General features: G+C 72.8%; 29 protein-coding genes. 18 read left to right on the top strand and 11 right to left on the bottom strand.

Translation table 11 applies throughout. The features are described from left to right. The first annotated feature begins 52 nt into the window (after positions 1–52). The 7 genes from BMY19_RS19560 (at position 53) to BMY19_RS19530 (ending at position 7,453) form a co-directional block, all read left to right on the top strand. Positions 53–451: a DUF3775 domain-containing protein gene (locus BMY19_RS19560; RefSeq protein ID WP_091979449.1), complete on the top strand. Its 399-nt coding sequence runs from the start codon at positions 53–55 to the stop codon at positions 449–451. 24 nt (positions 452–475) lie between these two features. Beyond that, the gene (locus tag BMY19_RS19555; RefSeq protein ID WP_056525495.1) at positions 476–1,765 is read left to right on the top strand and encodes an App1 family protein; all 1,290 of its coding nucleotides are present in this window, start codon (positions 476–478) and stop codon (positions 1,763–1,765) included. A gap of 124 nt (positions 1,766–1,889) precedes the next feature. Beyond that, on the top strand, positions 1,890–3,002 hold the full coding sequence (locus tag BMY19_RS19550) for an alpha/beta hydrolase (protein WP_100252665.1): 1,113 nt from the start codon (positions 1,890–1,892) through the stop codon (positions 3,000–3,002). Between the two features lie 149 nt (positions 3,003–3,151). Then, positions 3,152–3,409: a hypothetical protein gene (locus tag BMY19_RS19545; protein WP_020093648.1), complete on the top strand. Its 258-nt coding sequence runs from the start codon at positions 3,152–3,154 to the stop codon at positions 3,407–3,409. Positions 3,410–3,464: 55 nt separating this feature from the next. Continuing rightward, positions 3,465–4,658 (top strand): MFS transporter, encoded by a 1,194-nt coding sequence (locus tag BMY19_RS19540; RefSeq protein ID WP_100252664.1) that lies wholly within the window; start codon positions 3,465–3,467, stop codon positions 4,656–4,658. A gap of 65 nt (positions 4,659–4,723) precedes the next feature. Further along, positions 4,724–6,913 carry a primosomal protein N' gene (locus tag BMY19_RS19535; protein WP_100252663.1) on the top strand — a complete coding sequence of 730 codons (2,190 nt, stop codon included), beginning with the start codon at positions 4,724–4,726 and terminating at the stop codon, positions 6,911–6,913. A 177-nt stretch (positions 6,914–7,090) separates the two neighbouring features. Beyond that, positions 7,091–7,453, top strand: a complete 363-nt coding sequence (locus BMY19_RS19530; protein ID WP_020093645.1) for a SpoIIAA family protein — start codon at positions 7,091–7,093, stop codon at positions 7,451–7,453. A 6-nt stretch (positions 7,454–7,459) separates the two neighbouring features. Here BMY19_RS19530 and BMY19_RS19525 read toward each other — a convergent pair whose 3' ends face one another. The 6 genes from BMY19_RS19525 to BMY19_RS19500 all read right to left on the bottom strand — a co-directional run bounded on the left by BMY19_RS19525 (position 7,460) and on the right by BMY19_RS19500 (position 11,891). Beyond that, complete coding sequence (locus BMY19_RS19525) at positions 7,460–7,849, bottom strand: hypothetical protein (protein ID WP_100252662.1); 390 nt, start codon at positions 7,847–7,849, stop codon at positions 7,460–7,462. A 500-nt stretch (positions 7,850–8,349) separates the two neighbouring features. Beyond that, on the bottom strand, positions 8,350–8,556 hold the full coding sequence (locus BMY19_RS19520) for a Trm112 family protein (RefSeq protein ID WP_020093643.1): 207 nt from the start codon (positions 8,554–8,556) through the stop codon (positions 8,350–8,352). Between the two features lie 12 nt (positions 8,557–8,568). Then, positions 8,569–9,234, bottom strand: coding sequence for an LON peptidase substrate-binding domain-containing protein (locus BMY19_RS19515; protein ID WP_020093642.1), 666 nt, complete (start codon positions 9,232–9,234; stop codon positions 8,569–8,571). A gap of 49 nt (positions 9,235–9,283) precedes the next feature. Next, complete coding sequence (gene trxA, locus BMY19_RS19510) at positions 9,284–10,198, bottom strand: thioredoxin (protein WP_020093641.1); 915 nt, start codon at positions 10,196–10,198, stop codon at positions 9,284–9,286. An 82-nt stretch (positions 10,199–10,280) separates the two neighbouring features. Further along, entirely contained in the window at positions 10,281–10,748 is a 468-nt protein-coding gene (locus BMY19_RS19505) for a hypothetical protein (protein ID WP_020093640.1), read from the bottom strand. Between the two features lie 165 nt (positions 10,749–10,913). Beyond that, on the bottom strand, positions 10,914–11,891 hold the full coding sequence (locus BMY19_RS19500; protein ID WP_042671782.1) for a glutathione S-transferase family protein: 978 nt from the start codon (positions 11,889–11,891) through the stop codon (positions 10,914–10,916). Positions 11,892–12,104: 213 nt separating this feature from the next. On the opposite strand from BMY19_RS19500, the gene BMY19_RS19495 reads away from it, so the two are divergent. Next, the gene (locus BMY19_RS19495; protein WP_042671783.1) at positions 12,105–12,329 is read left to right on the top strand and encodes a hypothetical protein; all 225 of its coding nucleotides are present in this window, start codon (positions 12,105–12,107) and stop codon (positions 12,327–12,329) included. Here the strand turns inward: BMY19_RS19495 and BMY19_RS19490 are convergent. After that, the gene (locus BMY19_RS19490) at positions 12,323–13,291 is read right to left on the bottom strand and encodes an alginate O-acetyltransferase AlgX-related protein (protein WP_100252661.1); all 969 of its coding nucleotides are present in this window, start codon (positions 13,289–13,291) and stop codon (positions 12,323–12,325) included. The genes BMY19_RS19495 and BMY19_RS19490 overlap by 7 nt on opposite strands. Positions 13,292–13,363: 72 nt before the next feature. On the opposite strand from BMY19_RS19490, the gene BMY19_RS19485 reads away from it, so the two are divergent. From BMY19_RS19485 to BMY19_RS19465, 5 genes are all read left to right on the top strand, one after another. After that, a complete protein-coding gene (locus BMY19_RS19485; RefSeq protein WP_348529859.1) occupies positions 13,364–14,497 on the top strand; it encodes an SPL family radical SAM protein in 1,134 nt (377 codons plus the stop codon). 26 nt (positions 14,498–14,523) lie between these two features. Continuing rightward, positions 14,524–15,042, top strand: a complete 519-nt coding sequence (locus BMY19_RS19480) for a 2'-5' RNA ligase family protein (protein WP_100252660.1) — start codon at positions 14,524–14,526, stop codon at positions 15,040–15,042. A gap of 31 nt (positions 15,043–15,073) precedes the next feature. Continuing rightward, positions 15,074–15,832: a phosphatase PAP2 family protein gene (locus tag BMY19_RS19475; RefSeq protein WP_020093634.1), complete on the top strand. Its 759-nt coding sequence runs from the start codon at positions 15,074–15,076 to the stop codon at positions 15,830–15,832. A 101-nt stretch (positions 15,833–15,933) separates the two neighbouring features. After that, positions 15,934–16,302: a PilZ domain-containing protein gene (locus tag BMY19_RS19470; RefSeq protein ID WP_100252659.1), complete on the top strand. Its 369-nt coding sequence runs from the start codon at positions 15,934–15,936 to the stop codon at positions 16,300–16,302. 84 nt (positions 16,303–16,386) lie between these two features. Beyond that, positions 16,387–17,697, top strand: coding sequence for a Gfo/Idh/MocA family protein (locus BMY19_RS19465; protein ID WP_100252658.1), 1,311 nt, complete (start codon positions 16,387–16,389; stop codon positions 17,695–17,697). A 6-nt stretch (positions 17,698–17,703) separates the two neighbouring features. Here BMY19_RS19465 and flgH read toward each other — a convergent pair whose 3' ends face one another. The 4 genes from flgH to flgF are packed head-to-tail and all read right to left on the bottom strand — an operon-like array spanning position 17,704 to position 21,213. After that, entirely contained in the window at positions 17,704–18,453 is a 750-nt protein-coding gene (gene flgH / locus BMY19_RS19460) for a flagellar basal body L-ring protein FlgH (RefSeq protein ID WP_020093631.1), read from the bottom strand. Between the two features lie 36 nt (positions 18,454–18,489). Beyond that, positions 18,490–19,632 carry a flagellar basal body P-ring formation chaperone FlgA gene (flgA, locus tag BMY19_RS19455; protein ID WP_170863005.1) on the bottom strand — a complete coding sequence of 381 codons (1,143 nt, stop codon included), beginning with the start codon at positions 19,630–19,632 and terminating at the stop codon, positions 18,490–18,492. A 35-nt stretch (positions 19,633–19,667) separates the two neighbouring features. After that, positions 19,668–20,459 carry a flagellar basal-body rod protein FlgG gene (gene flgG / locus BMY19_RS19450; RefSeq protein WP_020093629.1) on the bottom strand — a complete coding sequence of 264 codons (792 nt, stop codon included), beginning with the start codon at positions 20,457–20,459 and terminating at the stop codon, positions 19,668–19,670. Between the two features lie 13 nt (positions 20,460–20,472). Further along, positions 20,473–21,213, bottom strand: coding sequence for a flagellar basal-body rod protein FlgF (gene flgF, locus BMY19_RS19445; protein ID WP_020093628.1), 741 nt, complete (start codon positions 21,211–21,213; stop codon positions 20,473–20,475). 255 nt (positions 21,214–21,468) lie between these two features. On the opposite strand from flgF, the gene fliL reads away from it, so the two are divergent. The 5 genes from fliL (at position 21,469) to BMY19_RS19420 (ending at position 26,489) form a co-directional block, all read left to right on the top strand. Further along, positions 21,469–22,023, top strand: coding sequence for a flagellar basal body-associated protein FliL (fliL, locus tag BMY19_RS19440; RefSeq protein WP_020093627.1), 555 nt, complete (start codon positions 21,469–21,471; stop codon positions 22,021–22,023). A 64-nt stretch (positions 22,024–22,087) separates the two neighbouring features. Further along, positions 22,088–23,305 carry a flagellar motor switch protein FliM gene (gene fliM / locus BMY19_RS19435; RefSeq protein WP_091681367.1) on the top strand — a complete coding sequence of 406 codons (1,218 nt, stop codon included), beginning with the start codon at positions 22,088–22,090 and terminating at the stop codon, positions 23,303–23,305. Positions 23,306–23,324: 19 nt separating this feature from the next. Further along, positions 23,325–23,855 (top strand): DUF6468 domain-containing protein, encoded by a 531-nt coding sequence (locus BMY19_RS19430; protein WP_100252657.1) that lies wholly within the window; start codon positions 23,325–23,327, stop codon positions 23,853–23,855. Beyond that, complete coding sequence (locus BMY19_RS19425) at positions 23,852–24,718, top strand: MotE family protein (RefSeq protein WP_244534962.1); 867 nt, start codon at positions 23,852–23,854, stop codon at positions 24,716–24,718. Before BMY19_RS19430 ends, BMY19_RS19425 begins: the two co-directional genes overlap by 4 nt. A gap of 133 nt (positions 24,719–24,851) precedes the next feature. After that, a complete protein-coding gene (locus tag BMY19_RS19420) occupies positions 24,852–26,489 on the top strand; it encodes an ABC transporter ATP-binding protein (protein WP_020093623.1) in 1,638 nt (545 codons plus the stop codon). Positions 26,490–26,491: the final 2 nt, after the last annotated feature.

Raw genomic sequence — 26,491 nt, 5'->3', positions numbered from 1 at the left:
GCGGCTTGAGGGCCCCGCTTGCCCGACCCCGTCAGCGTCCGGAGATCAGCGCATGGATATCGCCGTCGAGACCGTCACCGACATCGTCATGCGGCTGCGCGCCATCGAGGTGAAGGAGGGCAACACCGACCCGGATTCGGGCTCGAACCCGATCGACGACGGCGCCACCGACGTCCTGGTCTCCGGCACCGACGACGCGACGGAATCCGAGGTCCGGGGCCTGATCGCCGGGCTCGACGACGATTCCCGGGCCGAGCTGCTCGCCCTCCTCTACGTCGGTCGCGGCGACATGGAGCCGGAGGAGTGGAGCGAGGCGGTGCGCTTCGCCCGCGAGCGCGAGGCCGCCGGCGAAGGGGCCGTGCGGGAACTCCTGGGCTCTCCCGACGCCGGCGACCTCCTGGAGGAAGGCCTCGACGCGATGGGGCTCAGCCCCGAACTGCCGCAGGCCTGAGCGCCCGGACGGCGGCCGTTCGCCATGGCCTCGCGCGCGCGCAGGGGTGCCACGAAGGCGCTGCGGGTCCTCACCCGGCCGGTCCGCCGCGCGCAGGGGCGTGGCGGCAAGGGCCGGGGCGGGCTCGTGGTCGAGCCCTACCGCGGCTACGGGTCACGGGACGAGGTGTTCCTGATCGGCCGCGTCTTCCGGCAGTCGCCGGGGATTCCCGGCGAGGATCCCGAATCCCTTCGAGCGCAGTGGCGCGACCTGCGCCGCCGCATCGCCCGGCGGACGATCGCCGGCGCGGGCATCACCGCCCGGTTCGGCGACGATGCCGTGCGGGTCGAGACCGACCGGGACGGCTATTTCCGCGTGCACCTGCACCCGCGCACGCCCCCGGCCGAGACGGGTGACTGGCACGCGGTCGATCTTCTCCTCGATGCCGATCCGCCGATCCCCGCCGAGGGCGCGGTGTTCATCCCGCCCGACCGCTGCCGCTGCGTCGTGGTCAGCGACATCGACGACACGGTCATGCGCACCGGCGTCGCCAACAAGCTGAAGATGCTCTGGCGCCTGTTCGTGGAGGATGCCGAGAGCCGGGTCGCCTTCCCGGGCGTCGCCGCCCTCTACCGCGCCCTCCACGCGGGCGCCGGCGGCGACGAGGGCAACCCGATGCTCTACGTGTCCCGCGCGCCCTGGGGTCTCTACGAGATGCTCTCGGAGTTCTTCCAGCGCCACGGCATCCCGGCGGGCCCGGTGCTGTTCCTGCGGGAATGGGGCCTCTCCTGGACCCACCCGCTGCCGCGCCGGGCCACCGACCACAAGCACGCGCTGATCCGGCACATGCTCGCTCTCTACCGCGACCTGCCCTTCGTGCTGATCGGCGACAGCGGCCAGCACGACCCGGAGGTCTACGCGCAGATCGTCGAGGAGAATCCCGGGCGGGTGCTGGCGGTCTACATCCGCAACGTGTCCCGCGGCTCCGCGCGGGTGGAGGAGATCGTCCGGCTCGCCGGCGCCGTTGCCCGGGCCGGATCGAGCCTCGTGCTCGCCGCCGACAGCGTCGCCATGGCCGAGCACGCGGCCGCCATCGGACTGATCGCCCCCGGGGCGGTGACCGGCGTCGCCGACGAGCACGCGGCGGCGGCCGAGACCGGGCCGCGTCGGGAGACCGCCCGGATCACGCCGGAGCCGTCGGGCGTCGCCGACGCGGCCGAGGACCCGATCGGGCCGGAGGCGATCGCCGAGGCCCTCGCCGGCGACGGCGCCGTGCCGGCGACCCTGGTGGTCGAGCCGGAGACGCCGGCCGCGCTCCCGCGGCTCGGTGCGTGAACGCGCGGCCGCGATCGTCACCCGGGCGGCTGTCGCGGGCCGCCCGTTCCGATAGGTATCGGCCGAGCGCGGCCGGCACTCGCCGAGACGGGTCGCGGAACGGGCTGCCACGGGAGGAATCGAGATGCGCCTGAGCCTGTCCGCGCTGCTGATGATCGCCTGCGGCACCCAGACCGCCTTCGGGCAGGCCGCGCCCGCGGAGCGGGCCGTGCCGCGCTTCGCCCAGCTGGAGGCCGAGATGGGCGCGGCCAACGCCGCCCCGGGGCCGCGGACGGTGCCGGCCAAGGTCGTGCCGGTCCCCGACACGACGAGCCCGCAATTCCGCACCGCGGTGGCGGCGCCCTACCGGGTGCCGGCCTGGAACGCGAACCCGCCGGACGCCGCGGCCTGGAAGGCGCTGGTCGACAAGCTCGCTGCCGCCGGAGCCGCCACCCTGCCGGCGCTCCGCGAGAAGCTGGGCGTCACCAGCGAGGCCGCGGTGATCGGCGGCGTGAAGGCCTTCGTGATCCAGCCCCGGCAGATCCCCGAGGCCAACCGCGACCGGCTTCTCCTGCACATCCACGGGGGCGGCTACGTCTACAATCCCGGCGAGGCCGGAACGCTGGAGGCGATCCTGATGGCCGGCCTCGGCGGCTACAAGGTCATCTCGGTGGATTACCGCATGCCGCCGGACGCGCCCTACCCGGCCGCCATGGACGACGCGACCGCCGTGTGGCGGGCCATGCTGTCCATGCAGAAGCCGCGGAACATGGCGGTGTTCGGCACCTCAACGGGCGGCGGCATGACGCTGGCCCTGATGCTCCGCGCCAAGGCCGAGGGGCTGGCGCTGCCCGCGGCGATCGGCCTCGGGACGCCCTGGTCGGACATGACCGAGACCGGCGACAGCTACCGGACCAACGAGTGGCTCGACAACGTGCTCGTCAGCTATTCCGGCTACCTAACGCCGGCCGCCAAGCTCTACGCCGCCGGCCGCGACCTGAAGGACCCGCAGCTCTCGCCGATCTACGGCGACTTCGCCGGCCTCCCGCCCGCGATCCTGGTCACCGGCACCCGCGACCTGTTCCTGTCGAACACGGTGCGCACCCACCGGAAGCTGCGCGCCGCCGGGATCGAGGCGTCGCTGCAGGTGTTCGAGGGCATGTCCCACGCCCAGTACCTGTTCACGCCGGACGCGCCCGAAACCAGGGAAGTCTTCGGAGAAATGGCGCACTTCTTCGACGATCATCTGGGTCGCTGAGGCGCGGCGGCGCGGGCTCGCGCGGAGCTCGTGCTCACGAAATGGTGCAATGCAGCATCTCGGTGGAGAGGGTTCACATCCGGGCCGCGATGCCTAGGTTCGGCCCCTCGCAGCCGGTCCACGCTCCTCGAGCCTCCTGGAGGCCATCCGTGCAAACCTACACTCTCGCCATCGCCGACGGCGTCCTGTTCGCCTGCCTGCCCGACGAGGCCGACATCTCGGCCGCGATCACCGACGCGACCGCGACCAATTACGGGTTCGGCCTCAGCCTCGACATCGTCCGCGGGGCGACCCTGACCGACGCGGCCCGTCCCGAGGACGAGGTCGTGTGGCAGGAAGGGCCGGACAGCGAGCTGCTCGACGCGCAGGGGCGGCGCTACCGCTACGCCGTCCGCCGACCCTGCTGACGAAAGCCCGGCGCGGACCTGACACCGGGACGCCCGCCGGTGCTACGCTCCGCCGATGGAGCGGCACGCGACAGGGGCGGGACGGTGGGGCGGGCTCGCCCGATTCCTCGTCCTCTACGCGGCGCTCTACGGCGCCTACGGGGTGCTGTCGCCGGTCCTGCCGGGCTTCCTCGCCGCGCGCGGCCTGACGCCCGGCGAGATCGGCCTCCTCCTCGCCGCCGCGGGCGCCCTGCGTCTCGCGGTCGGGCCCCTGGCCGGCGCCTTCGCCGACCGCCACCGGGCCGGGCGATCCGTCCTGGCGGCGAGCCTCGCGCTGGCCGGGCTCAGCGCCCTGGCGCACCTGCCGGGCACCGGGCTGGCGCAGCTGATCGGGCCGGCGCTCCTCTACGCGGCGGGCACCGCGGCCCCGGCGCCCCTCGCCGACGCGCTGGCCCTGGCCGCCGCGCGCGGCGGCGCGGCGTTCCAGTACGGCTGGGTCCGCGGCGCGGGCTCGGCCGCGTTCATCGTCGGCACCGCCGCGGCCGGCTGGCTGATCGGCCTCCACGGTCTCGCCGCCGCCCTCGTGGCGAGCGGCGGCCTGTTCCTGGCCGCCGGCGCGGCCGCCCTGGCGCTGCCCGCCGGCGCGGCCGCCCTGGCGCTGCCCGCCGGCCCTGGCGGCGCGGCGCGGGCCGGGGCGCGGTGGCGGGGCTTCGCCGCCCTGGTGGCCCTGCCGCGCTTCCGCCGCACGGTGCTGGTCGCCGCCCTGGTGATCGGCGCGCACGCGATGCACGACGGCTTCGCCATGATCCTGTGGCGGTCCGCCGGGATCGCGGCGACCACCGCCGGCCTGCTCTGGTCGGTCTCGGTGGCCGCCGAGGTCCTGGTCTTCCTGCTGGTCGGACCGCCCCTGCTGGCGCGGATCGGCCCGGCGACCGGCGTCGCGGTTGCGGCCTGCGCGGGGGGGCTGCGCTGGGCGGTGCTCGCATCCACGACCGCGCTTCCCTGGCTCGCCGCCGCCGAGTCCCTGCACGGGCTGAGCTTCGCCCTCCTGCACCTCGCCTGCCTGGGGCTCATCGAGGCGTCGACGCCGGCCGATCTCCGGACGACCGCGCTGGCGCTCTACGGGACGCTGGGCCTCGGCCTGTCGGGGGTGGCCGCGACCCTGGCCTCCGGGGCGCTCTACGGGGCGTTCGGCGCATCGGCCTTCTGGGCCATGGCGGCGCTGAGCCTCGCGGCCCTGCCGCTCGTGCCGGCGCTGCGGGATCGCTGAAGCGGCGGGTTCTTTTCCCGCGCCTATGGTACGGACCCGGAACGGACCCGCCCGAAAAGCCCCGCATGCCCGCCGTCGCCGAGATCCTGATCCCGCTCGCCCTCGATACGCCCTACAGCTACGTGGCGCCGGCCGGGCTCGACCTCGCCCCGGGCGACGTGGTGCAGGTGCCCCTCGGCCCGCGCGAGATCGTCGGGGTGGTCTGGGGCGTCGCCGAGACGCCCGGCGGCTCGAACCTGCGGCCCGTGACCGGCCGCCTCCCCTACCCGCCCCTGTCGGAGCCGCTGCGCAGCCTCGTCGACTGGATCGCCCGCTACACGCTGGCGCCGAAGGGCTCGGCGCTCGCCATGGTCCTGCGGCTGCCCGACGAGGCGGCCGCCGGCGAGACCGCCCGCGTCGCCGTGCGACTCACCGACAAGCCCCCGTCCCGGCCGACCCCGGCCCGCACCAAGGTGCTCGCCGCGGCGGCCGACGGCGCCCTGCGCGGCAAGAGCGCGCTCGCCAAGGAGGCCGGCGTCTCGCTCTCGGTGGTCGACGGGCTGATCGACGACGGCGTCCTCGAGACCGTCGCGGTCGAGCCGGAGCCGGTCGCGCCGCGGCCCGACCCGGACTTCCCGCGGGCGCCGCTCTCGCCCGCCCAGGCCGAGGCGGTGGCGGCCCTCGTCGCCCCCTTCCCGTGGGACCGGCCGCAGCCGTGGGAATCCGACGATCTCCGCCCGGTCCTGCTGGAGGGCGTCACCGGCTCGGGCAAGACCGAGGTCTATTTCGAGGCGGTGGCCGCCTGCGTCCGGGCCGGGCGGCAGGCGCTGATCCTGATGCCCGAGATCGCCCTGACGGCGCAGTTCCTCGACCGGTTCGCCGCCCGGTTCGGGGTCCGGCCGGCGGCGTGGCATTCCGGGATCGGCGGCAAGCGGCGCGAGCGCCTGCGCGCCGCCGTGGCCGAGGGCGAGGCGCTCGTGGTGGTCGGCGCGCGCTCCGCCCTGTTCCTGCCCTTCGCGCGGCTCGGCCTGATCGTGGTCGATGAGGAGCACGAGACCGCCTACAAGCAGGAGGACGGCGTCCATTACCACGCCCGCGACATGGCGGTGGTGCGCGGGCGCCTCGAGGGCTGCCCGGTCGTCCTGACCTCGGCGACGCCCGCGATCGAGACCCGCGTCAACGCCGCGCGGGGGCGCTACCGGCACGTCCTGCTCCCCGAGCGCTTCGGCGGCCGGCGCCTGCCCGACATCGCCGCGATCGACATGCGCCTCGACCAGCCCGAGCGCGGCCGCTTCCTCAGCCCGCCGCTGGTCAACGCGGTGACGAGCACCCTGGAGCGCGGCGAGCAGGCGCTGCTGTTCCTCAACCGCCGGGGCTACGCGCCGCTGACCCTCTGCCGCGCCTGCGGCCACCGCTACCAGTGCAAGAACTGCTCGACCTGGCTCGTGGAGCACCGGTTCCGCCGGGCGCTGGTCTGCCACCAGTGCGGCTACGCGGAGCGCCGGCCGGAGGCCTGCACCGAGTGCGGGACCTTCGACAACCTCACCGCCTGCGGGCCCGGCGTCGAGCGGATCGCCGAGGAGGCGGCCGAGATGTTCCCGGACCGGCGCATCGTCGTCCTGTCGAGCGACTTTCCCGGCGGCGCCGAGCGTCTGCGCCAGGAACTCGAGGCGGTGGCGGCCGGCGCGTGCGACGTCGTGATCGGCACGCAACTCGTGGCCAAGGGCCACAACTTCCCGTTCCTGACGCTGGTCGGCGTGCTCGACGCCGATATCGGCCTGACCTCGGGCGACCCGCGGGCGGCGGAGCGCACCTTCCAGTTGCTCCAGCAGGTCACCGGGCGCGCCGGACGCGGCGAGAAGCCCGGGCGCGCCCTGGTCCAGACCTACCAGCCGGACCACCCGGTGATCGCGGCGCTCCTCTCGGGCGACGCCGAGCGCTTCTACGCGGAGGAGATCCAGGCCCGCGAGGCGGCCGGCCTGCCGCCGTTCGGGCGGCTCGCGGCCCTGATCGTCTCGGCGAGCGAGCGCGAGGTCGCGGAGGCGCACGGGCAGGCGCTCGCCCGCGCCGCCGAGCCGCCGGAGGGCGTGATGGTCCTGGGCCCCGCCGAGGCGCCCCTCGCCCTGGTGCGCGGCCGCTACCGGTTCCGGCTGCTCGTGAAGACCGAGCGCAACGTCGATCTCCAGGCCTACCTGCGCGCCTGGATCGCCCGGGGACCGAAGGTGCGGGGCAACGTCCGGGTCGCCATCGATGTCGACCCGCAGAGCTTTTTGTAGGAGACTTCGCGGGCCTCCCGGTCTCGTGAACGCCGGTTCGCCGTCGGGAGGCACGTCAGAGTGAGGGTCCGGAGCCATACCGGTTCGTCCCGCGATCGGGTATGGCTCAGGTCACGGGCGGCGGACCCTGGTCGGAGACCGGCTACGGGACGCATGCGGTTCCCGGAGGAGCGATCAGTGCTGACCTACACCAAGACGCCGGATTCGAATGTCGCCGAGATCGTGGTCGACGGGAAGATCACCGACGAGGAGATGAACGCGGCGATGACCGCGATGAAGGCCGACCTCGACAAGGGCGGCAAGATCAAGCTGCTCGAGGATATCCGCGCCTTCGAGGGCATGGAGCCCGCGGCCTTCTTCAAGGACCCGCGCTTCGGCATCTCGATGATGAAGAGCATCAGCCACGTCGCCCTGGTGACGGACGCGCCCTGGCTGAAGGCGCTGGCCGAGACCTTCAACTTCGTGTCGCCGACCCAGATCAAGGTGTTCGAGCGCGCCCGCATCGACGAGGCGCGGAGCTGGCTCGCCGCGGCCGCCTGAGCGACCTCAGTCGGCCTGCGCGGTGCGGGTGTCGCTGCGCCGCGCGGTCCAGTGGCCCGAGCACAGGGACGAGACCTTCCAGGTGCCGGCGCCGCTGCCGGCCTGGAGTCGGCCGGTGCCGGTGCCGCTCGCCGTCCCGTTGCTGACCGTGATGCCGACGCTGCCGTCGGGCCGCACGTGGCCGTTGACCTGCGCCCCGGCGCTGCCGGAAACGAGCTGCACCTGCCCCTCGCGGATCGCGAGCGCGTAGGTGTAGCGGGCGCTGCACAGGCCGCTCTCCGTCACCAGCTCCACCGACCACCGCCCGTTATGCGCGCTCGGCCCCGCGCTGGCGGGCAGGCACGTCGGGAGGAAAAGGCCGGCGGCGAGGGCCGCGACCGCGGTCAGCTTGGTCATGCGATGCAATCTTTCAGCGAAGCGGACACCGCCGGAAGCGGCGTGCACGGTCAGAATCATCGATCGAGGATGACTCGACGCTGAACGATGGAAGCGGCAAGAGTATGGCTGCCTCCCGCTTGTTCAAGATAGATTACGGCCGACAGTCCCCCGGCCAATAGTCAAGCTCGTTGCGGACGATGCTGTGGACTGATCTGCCGACCGGAGGGTCCAAGTCTCCGCTCATCACGGAGGAGACGGAGGCGGCCGAGGTCCTGCTCGCGCCTGTCGAGGATCGCCGGGCCTGCGGGAAAGCGCCCGCGAGACCGCGGCCGAACCTGCCCGCGCGGGAGAGCCTCGGGCGCCTCGGGGCGGGCCGGCGATTGAGCAACCGGCCTCGATCGGGCCGGGCGGGATCCATGATCGGATCCGTCGGCGGGCGCGGGCAGCCGACTAGCGCGCCGCGCCGCCCTCTCGGGTTGTGACGGGCCGCGCGGGACGGCCGGAGCGACTCGCGGTGCTCAGTCGGTGAGCGGCCGGGCTTCCTCGGGCAGCATGATCGGGATCCCGTCGCGGATCGGGTAGGCGAGCTTCGCCGAGCGGCTGATCAGCTCCTGCCGGGCCGAATCGTATTCCAGGGTGCCCTTGGTCAGCGGGCAGACCAGGATCTCCAGGAGCTTCGGGTCGACGCGGGTCGCCTCGACGGGGGCGGTGAGATCGTTGGACATCGGTGGGGCAACCTATTGCATCGGCGACTCGGGACCCGAGCCGCGAACCAGTTCCATCTGCGTGACCGCGATCAGGATCTCGGCCCGGGTCTTCAGGTCGGGAGCCTCCAGCATCGCCTGCTTCTCGCGCACGCCGAACGGGCTCATCATGCACAGGGCGTTGACCAGCGCCTCGTCGGGCGCCTCGTCGATCCCGGCCCAGTCCACCTTGAGGTCGTTCGACTCCACGAAATCGCGCAGCGCCTTGAGGACGCCCTCGCGGTCGACCTGCTCCTCGCCCGCCCGCGGCTCGAAGTCCACCGCGAACTCGTCGTAGGAGACGTGGCAGCGACGATAGGGGCCGATCGAGGCCAGCTCGCTCTCGACCCGGAACCGGGTGACGCCGGTGAGCGAGATCAGGTACCGGCCGTCGCCGGTCTCGGCGTACTGGGTGACGCGGCCCGCGCAGCCGACGCGGTAGAGCTTCGGATTCGATCCGCCCGACCCTTCCGGGTCGGGCTGGATCATCCCGATGATCCGGTCCGTCCGCATGGCATCGTCGACCATCGCGAGGTAGCGCGGCTCGAAGATGTTGAGCGGCATCTGTCCCCGCGGCAGCAGCAGCGCACCGGACAGCGGGAAGACCGGGATCACGGCCGGGCAATCCGCGGGGCCCTTGTAGCTCGCATGGGTGCTCATGGCGCCTCCCAGAGGGGCCGATCGGTGGGCCGGCGCGCGAGCCGGTGCCTCACGAGAACAGAAGTGCCGAGAGCTTGCGCCGGCCGCGGATCGTGTCGGGGTCCATCACGCCCCAGGCCTCGAAGAATTGCAGCAGCTGCTTGCGCGCACCGTCCTCGTTCCAGTCCTTGTCGCGCTTGCGCAGCTCGATCAGGTGATCGACCGCCTGGCCGCGCTCGCCCCGGGCGGCGAGCCCGAGCGCGAGGTCGAACCGCGCCTGATGGGCGTCCGGGTTGGCCTCGACCTCGCGCTGCAGGCCCGCGAGGTCGCCCAGCGACGCCGCCTGCTCGGCGAGTTCCAGGGCGGCGCGGATGCCGACGAGCGCCGGGTCGCCGGCCTTCGCCTCCGGAACCATCGCCAGGACGCGCTTGGCGTTCTCGATCTCGCCCGCGTCGAGCTGCATCTTGGCGAGGCCGGCCAGCGCGGTGACGTTGTCGGGCTGCTGCTCTAGCACGGCCGCGTAGATCTCGGCGGCGCCGGCGAGGTCGCCTTCCTGGATCAGGGCCGCCGCGTCGGCGAGGGCCGCCTCCAGCGGGTCCTGCTGCGGACCGGCCACGCGCGCGATCAGCTCCTTGATCTGGCTCTCCGGGACCGCGCCCATGAAGCCGTCGACCGGCTGGCCCTTCTGGAAGACGATGACCGCCGGGATCGACTGGATGCCGAGCTGACCGGCGATCGAGGGATGCTCGTCGATGTTCATCTTCGCGAGGACGACCGCGCCCGCGGCTTCCCGGACGACCTTCTCCAGGACCGGCGTGAGCTGCTTGCAGGGCCCGCACCAGGGCGCCCAGAAATCGACCAGGACCGGCCGGTTCATCGACTCGGCGATGACATCCTGACGGAAGCTCGCGGTGGTCGTGTCCTTGATGAGGGAGCCGGTGTCGCCGGCCGGGGTACCGCCCGCGGCGAGGGTGTCGTTGAGCATCGGTCTGGCTTCGGAACCTTTTTCGTGGAGCGCCTTAAATGGGGCTTCCGCCCCGGTCTGACCAGCCCGGAGGGCCGGATCCTCAGCGCGGCGGCGCGGCGGCCGGCGCGCCCGCCGCCGCCTTGGCGGCGGTCACGAAGGTGCCGGCGAACGGACGCCCGTCGGCGGTGCTGGCCTCGCAGGTGATCGCGGTGCGCCCGGCTTCCGGGGTCGAGAAGCGGCAGGCGCCGATCGCGAGGATCGGGGCGCCGTCCTTGCCCGTGGTGACGACGTTGATCGGCTGCAGCGGATCGGTCTCCTCGGTGGCCTCCTGCTGGGCGCCGTTGCCGCTGAAGCTGAGGGTCTGACCGTCGGAGGTCGTGAAGTCGAAGCTCGTGCGGTTGCGGCTCACCGCGTTCGTCAGGACGTTGCTGCAGGCCGCGCTCAGGTCCTGCGTGCCGATGACGAGCTTCTCGCAGGTCCCTTCCAGCCGCAGCGCCGCCTGGGCGCGGGCCGCGGAGGGCAGGCTGACGAGGGCGCAGAGCAGCGCGAGGCGCAGGCTGTTGGTCATGGCGTGTCGGGCATCCTCCGGTTGAGAGCCGAACTAGGCGCGCCGCGCACGCCGTCGAGGGGCACGGCCCCCGGACCGGCGCGACGGGAGGTGTGTCGCGGACGCGCCGGACGCCCTCAACCCTACCCGCACGGGCGCGGAAGGGACGCCGGGCGGGGCGGCCCGCTAGCCCGCGAACCGCAGGGCCCGGTCGTTCGGCGCGGCGAGGTCGAGGTCCGGCCCGAGGGGCACGATCCCCGTCGGATTGATGGTCGGATGGCTCTCGTAATAGTGCCGCTTGATGTGGGTGAGGTTCACGGTCGGCGCGACGCCCGGCAACGCGTAGAGGTCGCGGAGGTAGTTCGACAGGTTCGGGTAGTCGGCGATCCGGCGCCTGTTGCACTTGAAGTGCCCGACATAGACCGCGTCGAACCGCACCAGCGTCGTGAACAGCCGGATGTCGGCCTCGGTCAGCCGGTCCCCGCAGAGGTAGCGGCTCCGGTCGAGGCGCGCCTCGAGCGCGTCGAGTTCCGCGAACAGGGCTTCGAAGGCCTGGGCGTAGGCCTCCTGCGTCGTCGCGAAGCCGGCCATGTAGACGCCGTTGTTCACGCGGTCGTAGACGCGGCCGTTCACGGCGTCGATCTCGGCGCGCAGGTCCGGGGGATAGAGGTCGGGGCCGGTGCCCCCGAAGGCGTCGTTCAGCATCCGCAGGATCTCGGCGGATTCGTTCGACACGATGGTGGCGCGCTCCCGGTCCCAGAGGGTCGGGACGGTGACCCGGCCGCTGTAGGACGGGTCCGCCGCCAGGTAGACCTCGTAGAGGCGCCGGGCGCCGTGGATCGGGTCGGGCGTCGCGCCCGGCGTGTCGCCGAAGACCCAACCCTCGGCGCCCATGTGCGGGTCGACCACCGAGACGGAGATCGCGTCCTCCAGCCCCTTGAGCGTCCGGCCGATCAGCGTGCGGTGCGCCCACGGACAGGCCAGGGACACGTAGAGATGGTAGCGCCCCGGCTCGCCGCGGAAGCCGCCCGCGCCGGAGGGGCCTGCCGACCCGTCGGCGGTGACCCAGTTGCGGAAGGCCGAGGCCTTGCGCTCGAAGCGGCCGCCCGTCGCGGCGGTGTCGTACCACTGGTCGCGCCAGATGCCGTCTACGAGGAGGCCCATCGTCGTCTCCGCCTGTCCGAGAGGTCCGACCGAGATGGGCCTCGCGCGGTCGGTGTGAAGGGACGCGTCCGCCCGCGAACGCCACGCAAGGCAGGCCTGCGCCCGCCTGTCTGTTGCGGTGCAGCAAAGTCCGCCATGTCTCGCGTCACCCACCCGTCGCCGTGCGCGTGCCGCAGCTGCCCGACCCGGTGGGGGATCGATGGAGGTGAAGTGATGTCGTTCGCGCTGGTGCCCGTCGCCGAGGCGGCCCTGTTCACGTTCGGGTGCCTGGTGATCCACGCCCTGCGGCGCCACGCCGACGTGGTCACCGCGACGCTCGCGTGCCTCGCGACGCTCCTCGTCCTGATGATCGGCATCGCCTGCGCGCCGGAATCCTTCGCGAAGTATCAGGCGGCGAGCGTCGCCGACTTCGCCCGCCTGGATCAGGCCATCTACTGAGGCTTCGCCCCGCGGCCGACGGCGTCGAGGCCGCCGGTCCGGAGCTTCGCGAGGCGGCCGCCGGTCCCGCGCTGGCCGGCGACGGCCACGTCGAAATCGTCCTTCGGGAGCTTGGCGAGGAAGCGCTCGGCGATTTCGAACAGAAGGATGTCGGCGCGGATCCGCTCGATATAGGCCCAGTCGAGGCTCGACGACCAGACGAAGTGCACCTCGCTGAAGCTCTCGGCGAGCAGCCCGGTCAGCAGGAACGGGTCGAAATGGGCGCAGGAATCGCCGAACAGGACGAGCCGGCGCGGATCGGCCGCCGGTGACGCGTTCCGGTAGACGACATGCGCGCCGACATGCACCTCCCGGTCGCGCCCTTCCGCCTCGTAGGCGGCGAGCAGCGGCCCGGTCTCGACCCGCGACGCGTCGCGCTGCAGCATGAACCGTTCCAGGCGCTCGCGTGGCCGCTCCGGCAACTTCTCGCCGAGATCCATGAGCTGGTCCGAGACGATGCCCGGACGCGCGCCGATGTCGGCCGGCGGGATCGCCCCGAGCGCCCGCATGATCGCGCGGTAGGCCAGCAGGCAGCCCTGCGCGGTCCAGTGCGTGTCGGTGCGCAGGTAGAGCGGCACCGGCCCGTTCCGGGCGGCGCGGAGCGGGGCGAGAAGGTCGAGATAGGCCGGATGCCGGGCTAGGCTGCGGGCCAGCCGCCGGGTCGAGGCCTTGCCGGGGGCGTAGCGCAGGCCGTCGGTCTTGTCGTCGTAGACCGACAGCTTCTCCGGCACGATCACGTGCAGGCAGCGGATGCCGAGGCTCTCGGCCCGCCGCGCGCGGGCCTTGATCAGCCGTGTCCAGCCGCGCAGCAGCAGCCAGTGCCGCAGGCCGCCGCGATACCGGTCCATGACCCGGTTGGTCCCCCCGATGAGGAATAACCAGCCGTCGCGGCCGACATGTACGCTCTCCCTGCCTGCAGACATGACGGTGCTTTAGCCGCACCGCGAGCGGGCGACTAGGCCGGACCCGGCACCGGGACCGCGCGTTCGTCAGGCATGACGCCCTCGCCCGCACCGGCCGTCCAGACCCGCGATCGCCCGGAGCAACCCGGGGGCCCGGAGCCCGCCCGCCCGGCGAGGCTGTGGCGCCCGCGCCGCGTGCTGGTCATGCCCGCCGCCCTGGAGCATGCCCACGGGCGGGCCATGCTGGCCCGCGCCGAGGCGCTGGGCCTGCCGGTGGAGCGGCTGGCGTCCAACCGCCTGCCGAGCCCGCGCGAGCCGGATCCGCGCCGCGCCTACGCGGCCGCCAAGGCGACCCTCGCGCTGACGGTCGCCCCGCCGACCAAGCTGCGACTGCAGCCGATCCCGCCCTCGGCCGACTGGCGCTTCGACCTCGCCGAGGGCTGCCCGGCCCATTGCCAGTACTGCTACCTCGCGGGCTCTCTGTCCGGGCCGCCGGTGACCCGCGCCTACGCCAATCTGGCGGCGATCCTCGACAACCTCGCGGACTATGCGGGGCGCGGCGCGGTGACGTCGGCCTCCGCCGAGCGGGCGCGGGAGGGGACCACCTTCGAGGCGTCCTGCTACACCGATCCCCTCGGCATCGAGCACCTGACCGGCTCGCTCTCGGCGGCGATCCGGCATTTCGGCGCCTGGGACGCGCCGGTGCAGCTGCGCTTCACCACCAAGTTCGCCGCGGTCGAACCCCTCCTCGACCTGCCGCACAACCGGCGCACGCGCATCCGCTTCTCGGTCAATCCGCGGGCGGCCGCGCATTACGAGGGCGGCACCGATCCCCTCGACGCGCGGCTCGCCGCCCTGGCGGCGGCGGCGCGGGCCGGCTACCCGGTCGGCCTGACCGTCGCGCCGATCCTGCCGGTCCCGGACTGGGCGGACGCCTATGCCGGGCTGGTCCGCGCCGCCGCCGACGCGCTGGCCGGCGTGCCCGATCTCGACCTCACCGCCGAACTCATCACCCACCGGTTCACGCCGGGCTCGAAGGCGGTGCTGCGCGGCTGGTATCCCGGTTCGGACCTGCCGCTGGACGAGGCGGAGCGCGTCGAGAAGCGCACCAAGTTCGGCTCGGTGAAGCACGTCTTCCCGAAGCCCCTGATGCAGGCGATGCGCGCCCATCTCACTGCCTGCTTCGCCCGCGACCTGCCGGCCGCGCGGATCCTGTACTGGACCTGAGCGCCCGCGGGCGCCATCTGGCCCCGATGATCGACGCGGACCCCCTGATCCTGACGCTCGCCTTCGACGAACCGACTTTCGCGCGGTTCGACGGCGAGCGGCGCCGCCACTTCCCGGAAGCACTGAACCGCATCCCGGCGCACGCGACCCTGTTCCACCACCTGCCGGGCGACCGGGAGCGGGGCGTGATCGAGGCGATCACCGCCCTCGCCCGCACGGTGCCGCCGCCGGAGGTCGCGGTGACCGGCCTGCGCTTCACCGGCCGCGGCGTCGCCTACGCGCTCGACTCCGACGCGCTGGTGCGCTTCCGGGGCCGTCTCGCGCAGGAATTCGCGGCCCACCTCACCGCCCAGGACCGGCAGGGCTGGCGCCCGCACGTCACGGTGCAGAACAAGGTGTCGCCGGACACGGCCCGCGCGCTGCACGCCGACCTGTCGGCGGGGTTCGTGCCGTTCCGGTTCACCGCCCCCGGCACCCTGCTCTGGCGCTACCGCGGCGGCCCCTGGGACGCCGTCGCCCGCCTGCCCTTCGGAGAGAATGCCTGATGGATGTCGACGCGCACCGGGAGACCGCGCCATGAGGGCGCCGGGCAACCTGCGGCAGAACCGGCTGATCGAGCCCGCGATGGCGGTGTGGCTGCGGTTGCGCCTGAACGAGGTCGGTCCCCTCGTCGCCCTGCTCTGCCTGAGCATCCTCGGCTACGGGTTCTTCTACCTCGCCCACGAGGTCGGCGAGGGCTCCACCGCGGCCCTCGACCGGCGGATCCTGCTCGCCCTGCGCAACCCCGCCGATCTCGCCGACCCGATCGGGCCGCCCTGGCTCGAGGAGGCGATGCGCGACATCACCGGGCTCGGCAGCGTCTTCACCGTGCTGTTCCTGACCTGCGCGGTGGCGGCCTATCTCGGCGTGTCCGGGCGCCGACGCATCGGTCTCTACGTCCTCGCCGCGGTGGGGAGCGGCGAGCTGGTCTCGACGGTGCTGAAGATCTTCTACCATCGGCCCCGGCCGGACCTCGTGCCCCACGGCATGGAGGTGTTCACGGCGAGCTTCCCGAGCGGCCACGCCACCATGTCGGCGATCGCCTACCTGACCCTGGCAACCCTGATCGCCCGGATCGAGCGCAACCGCCGCGCCAAGGCGCTGGTCCTGGCGCTCGGGGTAAGCGTGACGCTGCTCGTCGGCATCAGCCGCATCTATCTCGGCGTGCACTGGCCGAGCGACGTCCTGGCCGGCTGGTGCATCGGCGCCGCCTGGGCGTCCCTGTGCTGGTTCGTCGCCCTGCAGCTGCAGCGCCGCGGCGAGGTCGAGGCGCCCGACCCGCCGCCGCCCGCCTGAGGCCGCCGTTAAGGTAAACAGACGGTTAAGGTGGACGGGCGGGGGCGGTCCGGGCTGGATGGCGGTTGTCCCCGCAACCGAAACCGTAGGGTCAGACGATCGTGGTCGAGCGCCGCCGCACTGCCCGACGCCGCGTCTGCCTGGGCGGGCGGCTGCGCGTCGCGGCCTTCCTCCCGGAGATCGACTGCACGGTCCGCGACGTGTCCCTCGACGGGGCGCGGGTCCGGCTGCCGGCGGAGGCCTTGCTCCCCGACTGCGTCGAGCTGTTCATCCCCTGTCGCGGCGAGACCCGGCGCGCCTTCGTGGCCTGGCGCGCGGGCGAGTCGGTCGGCCTCGGCTTCGCCGAGACCCGCGCGGCGACGGAGCCCGAGGCGGTCGCGCGCCGGCTCGCCGCCAGCGAGGCGGAGGTGGCGCGTCTGCGCGCCGCGCTCCTCGACGGAAACAGCCCGGAGCCGGGTCGCGTTCACTGAGGGCGCGGTCCCGCCATCCGGCGGCTCCCGGCGCGGGCGGCGTCCCAGGCGCGGCCCTCCCGATCCGGCGACACGGCGAGGCACATGGCGGACGACACCCGGCTCTCACGACGCACTCTCCTCGCGGCCGGGGGCGCCCTGGCCGGCGCCGCGGCCGGCGGCGGCGCGCAGGCCGCCCCGCCGGCCGCCCCGCCGGCCCCTTCGGTCCCGGCCGATACCGGCGCCGTGCAGGGCGGAAAGGTGATGTTCCCGAACTGGCGCGGGCCGGGCGACCGGCCGCCCGCCCCGAGCCCGGCGCCGCAGCCGCCGGGCCAGCGCGTCGGCTACTGCGTGGTGGGTCTCGGGCGCCTGAGCCTCGACGAGATCCTGCCGGCCTTCGGCGAGTCCAAGCGCGCCCGTCTCGCGGCGGTGATGTCGGGCTCGCCCGACAAGGCGAAGCTCGTGGCGCGGCAGTACGGGCTGCCGGACGACGCCGTCTACGGCTACGACGCGTGGGATCGCCTGAAGGCCAACCCCGACGTCCAGGCGGTCTACATCGTCACGCCGAACGGCGTGCACCGGGACAACGTCGTGGCGGCCGCCGCGGCCGGCAAGCAGGTGCTCTGCGAGAAGCCGATGGCCGTGACCTCGGACGAGTGCCGGGAGATGATCGCGGCCTGCGCGAAGGCCGGCGTCAAGCTGATGATCGCCTACCGGTGCCAGTACGAGCCCCACAACCGGGCCGTGATCAAGCTCGCGCGTTCGGGCGAGTTCGGCCGGCCGCGGCTGATCCAGGCCTTCAACGGCCAGACCACGGGTCTGCCGGAGCAGTGGCGCCTGCGGAGGGCGCTGGCGGGCGGCGGCTCGCTGCCGGATATCGGGCTCTACTGCCTGAACACCGCCCGCGCGGTTCTCGGCGAGGAGCCGAACCTGATCCAGGCCCAGATCCACGCGCCGCCGGACGATCCCAAGTACCGCGAGGTCGAGGAGACGGCGAGCTTCACCCTCCACTTCCCGTCCGGCGTGATCGCCCAGTGCCTGACGAGCTACGGGGTCTACGAGGCGCGGAGCCTGACCCTGCACACCGGGACCGCCTCCGTCGATCTCCAGAACGCCTTCGCCTACCAGGGCCAGCGTCTCTACATCGGCCACCGCGACGGCAGGAACGCCGCCCGGGACGAGAAGGTCCTGAGCCCGAAGAACCAGTTCGCCCTGGAGCTGGACCACTTCGCGCGGTGCATCCAGGAAAACCTGCGGCCCCGCACGCCCGGCGAGGAGGGGCTGCAGGACCAGGTCCTGATGGAGGCGATCTACGAGGCCGCCCGCACCGGCGCGCCGGTCAAGGTCGGCCCGCCCCCCGGCGCGGGCTCCGGCCTCGACGTGACGCGCGGGCCGGAGCCGGAGGAGCCGTCCTGAGGTGCCTCAGAACGGCAGCAGGATGTCGACGAGCTGCTGGCCGTAGCGCGGCTGCTGCACGTCGGTGATCTGGCCCCGGCCGCCGTAGGCGATGCGCGCCTGGGCGATCTTGGCCGAGTCGATGGTGTTGTCGGACTCGATGTCCTCCGGCCGCACCACGCCGGCGACGATCATCTCGCGCACCTCGAAATTGACCCGGATCTCCTGCTTGCCCTCGACCACGAGGTTGCCGTTGGGCAGGACCTGGGTCACCACCGCGGCGACGTTCGTCAGGACGGACTCGGTGCGCTGGACCGAGCCGGCCCCGTCATTGGCCATGGCCGAGGTGGCGGAGAGCAGCGCGGTGCTTCCGACGCCGAAGGACTTGCCGACCGCGTTGTTCTCCAGGCCCAGGGCGTTGGGCAGGCCGAAGCTCTCGGTGTTGGCCCGGGAACGCTTGGTCTCGTTGCTGATGTTCGCCTGGTCGGTGACCTTGACCTTCACGGTCAGGATGTCGCCGAGCTTGGCGGCGCGCTGGTCCTTGAAGAAGGCGCGGGAGCCGGTGCGCCACAGCGAGTTCGGCGCGTACGAGACCGGCTGCACGTCCGGCATCGGCATCCGCACCGGCTTGTAGCCCGGCTGCGCGGTCGGGTCCTCGATCGCCGACAGCGCCGGGGTCAGGCCGACCTGCGAGAGGCGGTCGGCGGTGTTGCAGGCGCCGAGCGCGCCGGCGATCAGGGCGGCGGCGAGCGGGTTCAGGACGGTGCGACGGGCCATCGGGCTATCACTCTTCGACGCGTGCGGGGCGGGCGGTCAGCGCAGGGAGGCGGTCGCCTGGACGGGGGCGGCGCCGGCGGCCTGCCGGCCCGCGGGGCTGGGGCTCACCGAGACCCGGCCGGGGCCGATCACGGTGGCCTGCAGGACCTTCTTGGAGGCGACGTTGACGACGTTGACGACGGCGCCCATGCGGCCGGAATCGTTCGACAGGCCGCGCATCGACAGGCTGATGCTCGGCGTCTCGTACACGATGGTCACGTTCTCGCCGCGGGCGACCAGGTCGGGCGGGGCCGTGTCGGTGACTCGCAGCACGGTGCCGGCCGTGAGGGTGTTCTGCGCGACCTCGCCGAGGATGGTCGTGACGCTGCCCTGCGCGTCGGGGGCGACGGATTCGCGCGGGCGCCGCTCCAGGGCGACGTCGCCCTCTCTGACCGGCTCGCCGCGGTTGAGGTTCCGGGTGAGCACCGCCACCTCGCGCAGCTCCACTACCACGCCGGAGACGCGCAGCGAGACCTGCCGCTCGCCGAGGGTGACGAGGCCCGCGACGCGGCGCGTCCGCGAATCGTAGGTCAGGTCCAGGGCCGCGGCCTGCCCTTCGAGGTCCAGCGGCGCCAGCAGGGTCGACCCGTCGCCGTCGAGGCGGACCGCGATGTTCTGGGCGTTGAGCCCGTAGCCGGTCTCGAGGCCGCGCTTGAGCGCCGCCTCGATCTCCGGCGGCCCGAGGCGGCGGGCGGCGCGCTGCACGGCGATCTGCAGCCGGCCGCCGGTCTCCAGGCCGCTGAGGCCCAGGGCGGAGGCCGCGTCGAGGATGCGGCGGGTCTGGATCGTCCCGGTGGCGCCGAGGCTGGGCGCGCGGAACAGCGGGCGCGTGGCCAGGCGCTCGGGCGCGCCCTCGACGAGATCGGCGAGCGTCAGGACGTCGCCGCGGGCGGTGACGTCGCCGCGCAGCCGCAGGCCCTCCGCCCGCGCCATGGCCGGGATCGCCAGGGCGCCGAGGGCCGCGAAGGTGAGGAAGGCCAGCAGCGCGCGCAGGATGACGGCGGCGCCGAGGGGCATCACCCGCCGCGGGACGCGCCGCACGATCGGGCTGATGTCGTCCCCGGCCCCCGCGGCGATGCGGGGCAGGTCGAGGGTCCCGAAGTCGGGATCGAGCGGGTCGGGATGCATGCCGGCATACATGTTCAGGGACCTGAAGCGGGGTGCGGGTCGCGCGGTTAGCTGCGGAACATCTGCGTGGTGGTGGAGAGCATCTGGTCGGCGGCGGTGACGACCTTCGAGTTCATCTCGTAGGCGCGCTGCGCGGCGATCAGGGACGAGATCTCCGTGACGGCGTTCACGTTCGCCTCCTCCAGGTAGCTCTGCTGGAGGTTGCCGAAGCCGTCGGCGCCCGGCAGGCCGCTGATCGCCTGCCCGGAGGCGGCGGTCTCGACGAACAGGTTGTCGCCGATCGACTCGAGGCCGACCTTGTTGACGAAGCGCGAGAGCTGGAACTGGCCCAGCGCCTGCGGCGCCGTCTGGCCCGGGATGTTCGCCTGCACGACGCCCGTGGCGCTGATCGTCACGGACGTCGCGTTCTGCGGCACGGTGATCGCCGGATCGAGCAGGTAGCCGTCGCGGGTGACGAGCTGGCCCTGGGCCGAGAGGTCGAAGGAGCCGTCGCGGGAATAGGCGGTGCGGCCGTCCGGAAGCGTCACCCGGAAGAACCCGTCGCCGCGGATCGCGACGTCGTAATCCTTCTCGGTCGAGGACAGCGTCCCCTGCGACATCACGCGGGCCGTCGAGGTGGTCTTCACGCCCGAGCCGAGGCTGAGGCCCGCCGGGAGCTGGGTGTTCTGCTGCGAGGTCGAGGCGCCGGCCCGGCGCATGTTCTGGTAGAGTAGATCCTGGAAGTGCACCTGCTGGCGCTTGTAGCCGGTGGTGCGCAGGTTCGCGATGTTGTTGGAGATGACCTGGACGTTGAGTTCCTGGGCCGCCATGCCGGTGGCGGCGGAGTAGAGGGCGCGCATCGGTCAGGCCTCCTCAGGCGACGTCGGCGAGGCGGCGGATCGCCGTGCCCCGCAGGTCGTCGAGGCGCGAGATCATGCTCGACACCATGGCGTAGGTCCGGTTCACGTCCATGAGCCGGGTCATCTCGATCACCGGGCGGACGTTGGAGCGCTCCAGCGACTCGGGTTCCAGGCGCCCGTCGATCCCGGCGGGGCGGGCGGGCTCCGGCGAGGCGTAGAGGTTGGTCCCCTCGTTGGTCAGCCGCTGCGGGTTGGCGAAGGTGACGAGCTTGATCCGCCCGCGGATGCCGAGGTTGGTCGACACGGTGCCGTCGGGGCCGATGGCGAGGCCGGTCTCCTGCGGGTTGATGCTGATCGGGCCGCCCTCGCCCACGACCTTGTAGCCGTCGCTGGTGACGAGCGTGCCCTGCGCGTCGAGCTCGAAGGCGCCGTTCCGGGTGTAGCGCTCGCCCTGGGGCGACTGCACGGCGATGAAGGCCGAGCCCTTGACCGCCACGTTGAGCGGGTTGCCGGTCTGCTCGATCGGGCCCTGCCCGAGGTCGAGGCTGGTGCCCTGGTCGATGACGTAGGACAGGCGCCGGTCGGGCCGGGCGAACGAATCCGCGCTCGCCACCGGCATCAGGTATTCCTCGAAGCGGGTGTTCCGCGCCTTGAAGCCCGTGGTCGAGACGTTCGCCATGTTGTTGGCGATCACGTCCAGCTCCCGCTGGAGCGCCATCTGGCTCGACACGCCGACGAAGAGGGCATTCTGCATCGTGGACTCTGGGACTCGCGGGCCGCGGAGGCGGCAACGATCCATTCAGCATCCGCTGTGCCAAACCCGTCTGTGGCAAATTTTAGCGGTGTGACAGGGACTTGGTTAGCGACGCTCGCGTGTCGCGGCGGCGCGGGGGCTGCGCCGCGGCAAACCTGACCCGGCAGGAATTGCCTCCTTAACGGCGCGTTAACCGTGATGCTCCGATATCCAGGTGTACCTGGCGCGCGGTCTCCCGCGAGAGAGCATTATTCCATGGCCAAGACGCCGAAAAAGGCCTCCGCCGAGGACGGCGAGGCCAAAGCCGAGGGCGCCCCGAAGGGCAAGAAGAAGCTCATGATCATGGTGGCCCTCGCGGTCCTGATCGCGGGCGGCGGCGCGGGCGCCTTCCTGATGATGCGCGGCGGCGGCCAGGGCGACGGCAAGGAAGCCGCGCAGGGCGGCGGCCATGGCGGCGGGCACGGCGACGCCAAGGGCGCCGGTCCGGACGCCAAGAAGGCCGTAGTCTTCGTCGACGTGCGCGAGATGCTCCTCAACCTCTCTCCCGAGCTGCCCCAGGACAAGGCCAAGTACGCGAAGGTCCGGATCTCGCTGGAGCTGAAGGACGCCAAGGTCGAGGAGGAGGTGAAGCCCCTGATGCCGCGGGTCGAGGACGCGCTGCAGGTCTACATGCGCGAGCTGCGCGCCAGCGACATCACCAACTCGATGGGCCTGTTCCGGCTGCGCGAGGAGCTTCTGCGCCGGATCAACATCGCCCTGTACCCCGCCAAGGTCGACGCGGTGCTGTTCAAGGACGTGATCGTCCAGTGAGCGCGCCCGCGACCCTGCCCCGTCCTTCGCGCGCCGCGCCGCGCCGGGCCCCGATCGAGCACGCCTGATGGAACCCGAGGACGAACTCCCCGAGGACGACTGGTCGGCAGCCCTCCTGGAGCAGGGGGCCGAGGGCGGCGACACGTCGCTGGCCGAGGAGTGGGGCGCGGCGCTCGCCGAGCAGGGCACCACGCGCAACGCGGGCGACGTCGCCGCCGAATGGGCGACGATGATCGAGGACGGGGAGAGCGACAACCTCCCCGAACTCGCCGGCAACGACCGGGTGCTCAACCAGGACGAGATCGACGGCGTCCTCGGCTTCTCCATGCGCGAGCTCTCGGCCTCCGGGGCCGGGGGCGTGCAGGCCATCGTCGATTCGGGCGTCGTCCAGTACGAACGCCTGCCGATGCTGGAGATCGTCTTCGACCGGATGATCCGGTTGCTGTCGACCTCCCTGCGCAACCTGTTTCAGGACAACGTCGAGGTGACCCTCGACAACATCACCTCGGTGCGCTTTGGCGACTACCTGAACGCGATCCCGCTGCCGACGCTGCTGGGCGTGTTCCGGGCCGAGCAGTGGGAGAATTCCGGCCTCGTCACGGTCGACTCGAACCTCGCCTACGCGACCTTCGACCTGCTGCTCGGCGGCAAGCGCGGCGGCTCGTCGAGCCGCCTCGACGGCCGGCCCTTCACCGCCATCGAGATGACGCTGGTGCGCCGCCTCGTCGAGATCGTGCTGGGCGATCTCGAGATGTCGTTCCAGCCGCTCTCGCCCGTGAGCTTCGGCATCGACCGGATCGAGACCAACCCCCGCTTCGCCACCATCACGCGGCCGGGCAACGCCGCGATCCTGATCAGCCTGCGCCTCGACGTCGACGGGCGCGGCGGCATGCTGCAGATCCTGTTCCCCTACGCGACGATCGAGCCGATCCGGGAGCTGCTGACCCAGAGCTTCATGGGCGAGAAGCTCGGCCGCGACCACGTCTGGGAGGGCCATCTCGCCACCGAGATCTGGCAGGCCGACGTGACCATGGACGCGGTGCTGCACGAGATGATGCTGCCGCTGAAGCAGGTCATGAGCCTGAAGGTCGGCGAGACGCTGATGTTCGAGGCCAAGCCCTCGGACCTCATCACCGTGCGCTGCGGCGACTGGGCGCTGACGCAGGGGCGGATCGGCCGGGTCGACGGCCACATCGCCGTCCAGGTCACCCGGCCGCTGCGCCGCTCGCGCACGACGATCCAGGCCTACGAGGCCTCGATGAACAACCGCTCGGACAACTAGTGCCGATGAGGGTCCGGTCATGAGTCTCTTCGTCACCCTCGCGGCCGACATCCTGGTCGCCGTCCTCCTGGCGGCGACCATCGTCACGTCCCTCCGGCTCTCGCGCCGCATCGGCCAGATGAAGGGCGACGAGGCCGCCCTCCGCCAGACCATCGGCGACCTGATGGTGGCGACCGGCACGGCCGAGCGGGCCATCGCGGGCCTGCGGGCGGCGATCGACGAGGGCGACCGCACCCTGAACGCGAGCCTGGAGACCGCCACGATCCGCGCCGGCGAGCTGCGGCTGCAGGTCGAGGCCGGCGAGGGCGTGATCACCCGCATCGGCGCCATCGTGGCGCAGATGCGCGCCGTGCCGGTCCGTCCCGAGCCCGCGCCGGAGCCGAGGCCCGCGCCGCAGGCCGTCCCCGAGCCGGCGCGCGCGCCGGAGATCCCGGCCGAGCGCCGGCCGGAGCACGCCAGCCCGAACGGGGAGCGCCTCGGCGTGGCGGCCGCGGCGGCCCTCGCCATGAGCGAGCGCGCCCTCGCCCGCGTCCGGGCGCGCGCCGCGTGACCGGGGTCAAGGCCCCGAAGATCCCGCCGCCGAAGCCGGATCCCGAGGAGCGGATACGCCGCGCCGCGACGCCCGAGCGGCGCGCGCGCCGGAAGCCCGTCCGGCAGTTTCGGCTGCGCCTCATCGACGCCGTGGCGCTCGCGGCCGGTGGGCTGCTCGTGCTCAAGCTGCTCAGCCTGCTGCAGGCCGGCCTGCCGGAGAGCGCGGCGCTGCCGGAATACGGGCGCGCGGTCGCCCGGGCGCGCACCGGCTTCGAGCCCTTCGATCCGGTGACGACCGGTTCGGTGGGCGCCAAGGAGGCGCCGGCAGCCGCGCCCGAGCAGCCTTCGGCCCCTCCCCTGGCCCCGGCCCAGTCCGCACCGCCCGCGGCCGGGAGCTCGGCCTCGCCGACCGAGCGCCTGCTCCTGGAGAAGCTCGGTGCCCGGCGCGACGCCCTGCGTCAGAAGAGCGACGAGCTCGAGCTGCGCGAGAAGATGCTGGGTGAGGCCGAACGCAAGCTCGAGACCGGGCTCGGCGACCTCAAGAAGGCCGAGGACAAGGTCGACGCCGTCGCGAAGGCGAAGGAGGACGCCGAGAAGCAGGCCCTGAAGAACATCGTCACGATGTACGAGGCGATGAAGCCCAAGGACGCCGCCCGGGTCTTCGACCGGCTCGGGCTCGACGTGCTGGTCCCCATCGTGCTGGCCATGAACCCCCGCAAGATGTCCGAGGTCCTGGCGGTGATGCAGCCCGAGACCGCCGAGCGCCTGACCGTCGCCCTCGCCAACCGCGCCCGCGGCGCGGCCGGACCGCAGGCCCAGGCGGGAACGGGGCTTCCGGCGAACGAGCTGCCGGCGATCGATCCCGGGGCGCCGCTGCGCTAGGTCCGGGACCGGCCGGACGCAGGGCCGACCTTCCGGGACCGCCGGCCGGCCCGTCCGGCCGCGTCGTGCGGGCCCGCCCCGTGCGGCGTCCGAGCGGGCTAGGGTCCGGGGCCGGGCGCGCTATAAGGGGCTCATGTCAGAGGCCGATCCCCAGCCGCTCCTCGCCGTCGAGGACCTCTCCGTGGCGTTCCGCGCGCGGGAGGGCGAGACCGTGGCGGTCGACGGCGTCTCCTTCACCATCCGCCGCGGCGAGACCGTCGCGCTCGTGGGCGAATCGGGGTCCGGCAAGTCGGTGACCGCGCTGGCGATCCTGCGCCTCCTCGACCCCGCGGCCCGCCAGGACGGGCGGATCCTGTTCGCGGGCCGCGACCTCGCGCGGCTGCCCGAGCGGGCGATGCGGGACGTGCGCGGCGCCGACATCACCATGGTGTTCCAGGAGCCGATGACCTCGCTGAACCCGCTCCACACGATCGAGCGGCAGATCGGCGAGGTGCTCGGCCTGCACCGCGGCCTCGCCGGCAAGGCGGCCCGCCGCCGGATCCTGGAGCTTCTGGAACTCGTGGGCCTGCGCGACGCCGAGCGGCGCATGGGTGCCTACCCGCACGAGCTCTCCGGAGGCCAGCGCCAGCGCGTGATGATCGCCATGGCGCTCGCCTGCGAGCCGGACCTCCTGGTCGCCGACGAGCCGACCACGGCCCTCGACGTGACCGTGCAGGCGCAGATCCTGGCGCTGCTCGCCGACCTGCAGAAGCGCCTCGGCATGGCGATGCTGTTCATCACCCACGATCTCGGCATCGTCGAGCGGATCGCCGACCGCGTCTGCGTGATGCTGAAGGGCAAGATCGTGGAGGCCGGCGCCACCAAGGCGGTCTTCGCGGATCCGCAGCACGCGTACACGCGCCGCCTGATCGCCTCCGAGCCGAAGGGCCGGGCCAACCCCGTCCCGGCCGACGCCGCCCCTCTCCTGGAGGCCGGCCCCCTGAAGGTCTGGTTCCCGCTGAAGTCGGGCCTGCTCCGGCGCGTCACCGGCCATGTCAGGGCCGTGGACGGCGTCTCCCTGCGGGTCCGGACCGGCGAGACCATCGGCGTCGTCGGCGAGTCCGGCTCGGGCAAGACAACCCTCGGCCTCGCCCTCCTGCGGCTCACGGGCTCGGAAGGCCCGATCGTCTTCCTCGGCAAGGCGATCGACGGCTACGGCGCGGCGCAGATGCGCCCGCTGCGGAAGGACATGCAGGTCGTCTTCCAGGATCCCTACGGCTCCCTGTCGCCGCGGATGTCGGTGGCCGACATCGTCGCCGAGGGACTGGTGGTCCAGGGCACGGCGCGCTCCCGGGCGGAGCGCCGGGCCGTGGTCGCCAAGGCGCTCACCGATGTCGGGCTCGATCCGGCCGCCATGGACCGCTACCCGCACGAGTTCTCCGGCGGCCAGCGCCAGCGCATCGCCATCGCGCGGGCGATGGTGCTCAATCCCCGCTTCGTCGTCCTCGACGAGCCGACCTCGGCCCTCGACCGCTCGGTCCAGGCGCAGATCGTGACCCTGCTGCGCGACCTCCAGCGCGAGCGCGGCCTCGCCTACCTGTTCATCAGCCACGACCTGAAGGTGGTGCGGGCGCTCGCCAACTACGTGATCGTCATGCAGAACGGCCGCGTGGTCGAGGAGGGCGCCGCGGAGACGATCTTCGCGAACCCCCAGACGCCCTACACCCGCGCCCTGTTCAAGGCCGCCTTCGCCCTCGAGAGCGACGCCCCCGCCGAGCTGGAGCCCGCCTGACC

Origin of the sequence: Methylobacterium sp. UNC300MFChir4.1, assembly GCF_900110155.1 — a bacterium.
In the GTDB taxonomy this organism is placed as follows: Bacteria; Pseudomonadota; Alphaproteobacteria; order Rhizobiales; family Beijerinckiaceae; genus Methylobacterium.
Note: the sequence above shows the minus strand (reverse complement) of the source record. Positions and strands in the feature narration are given on the sequence as shown.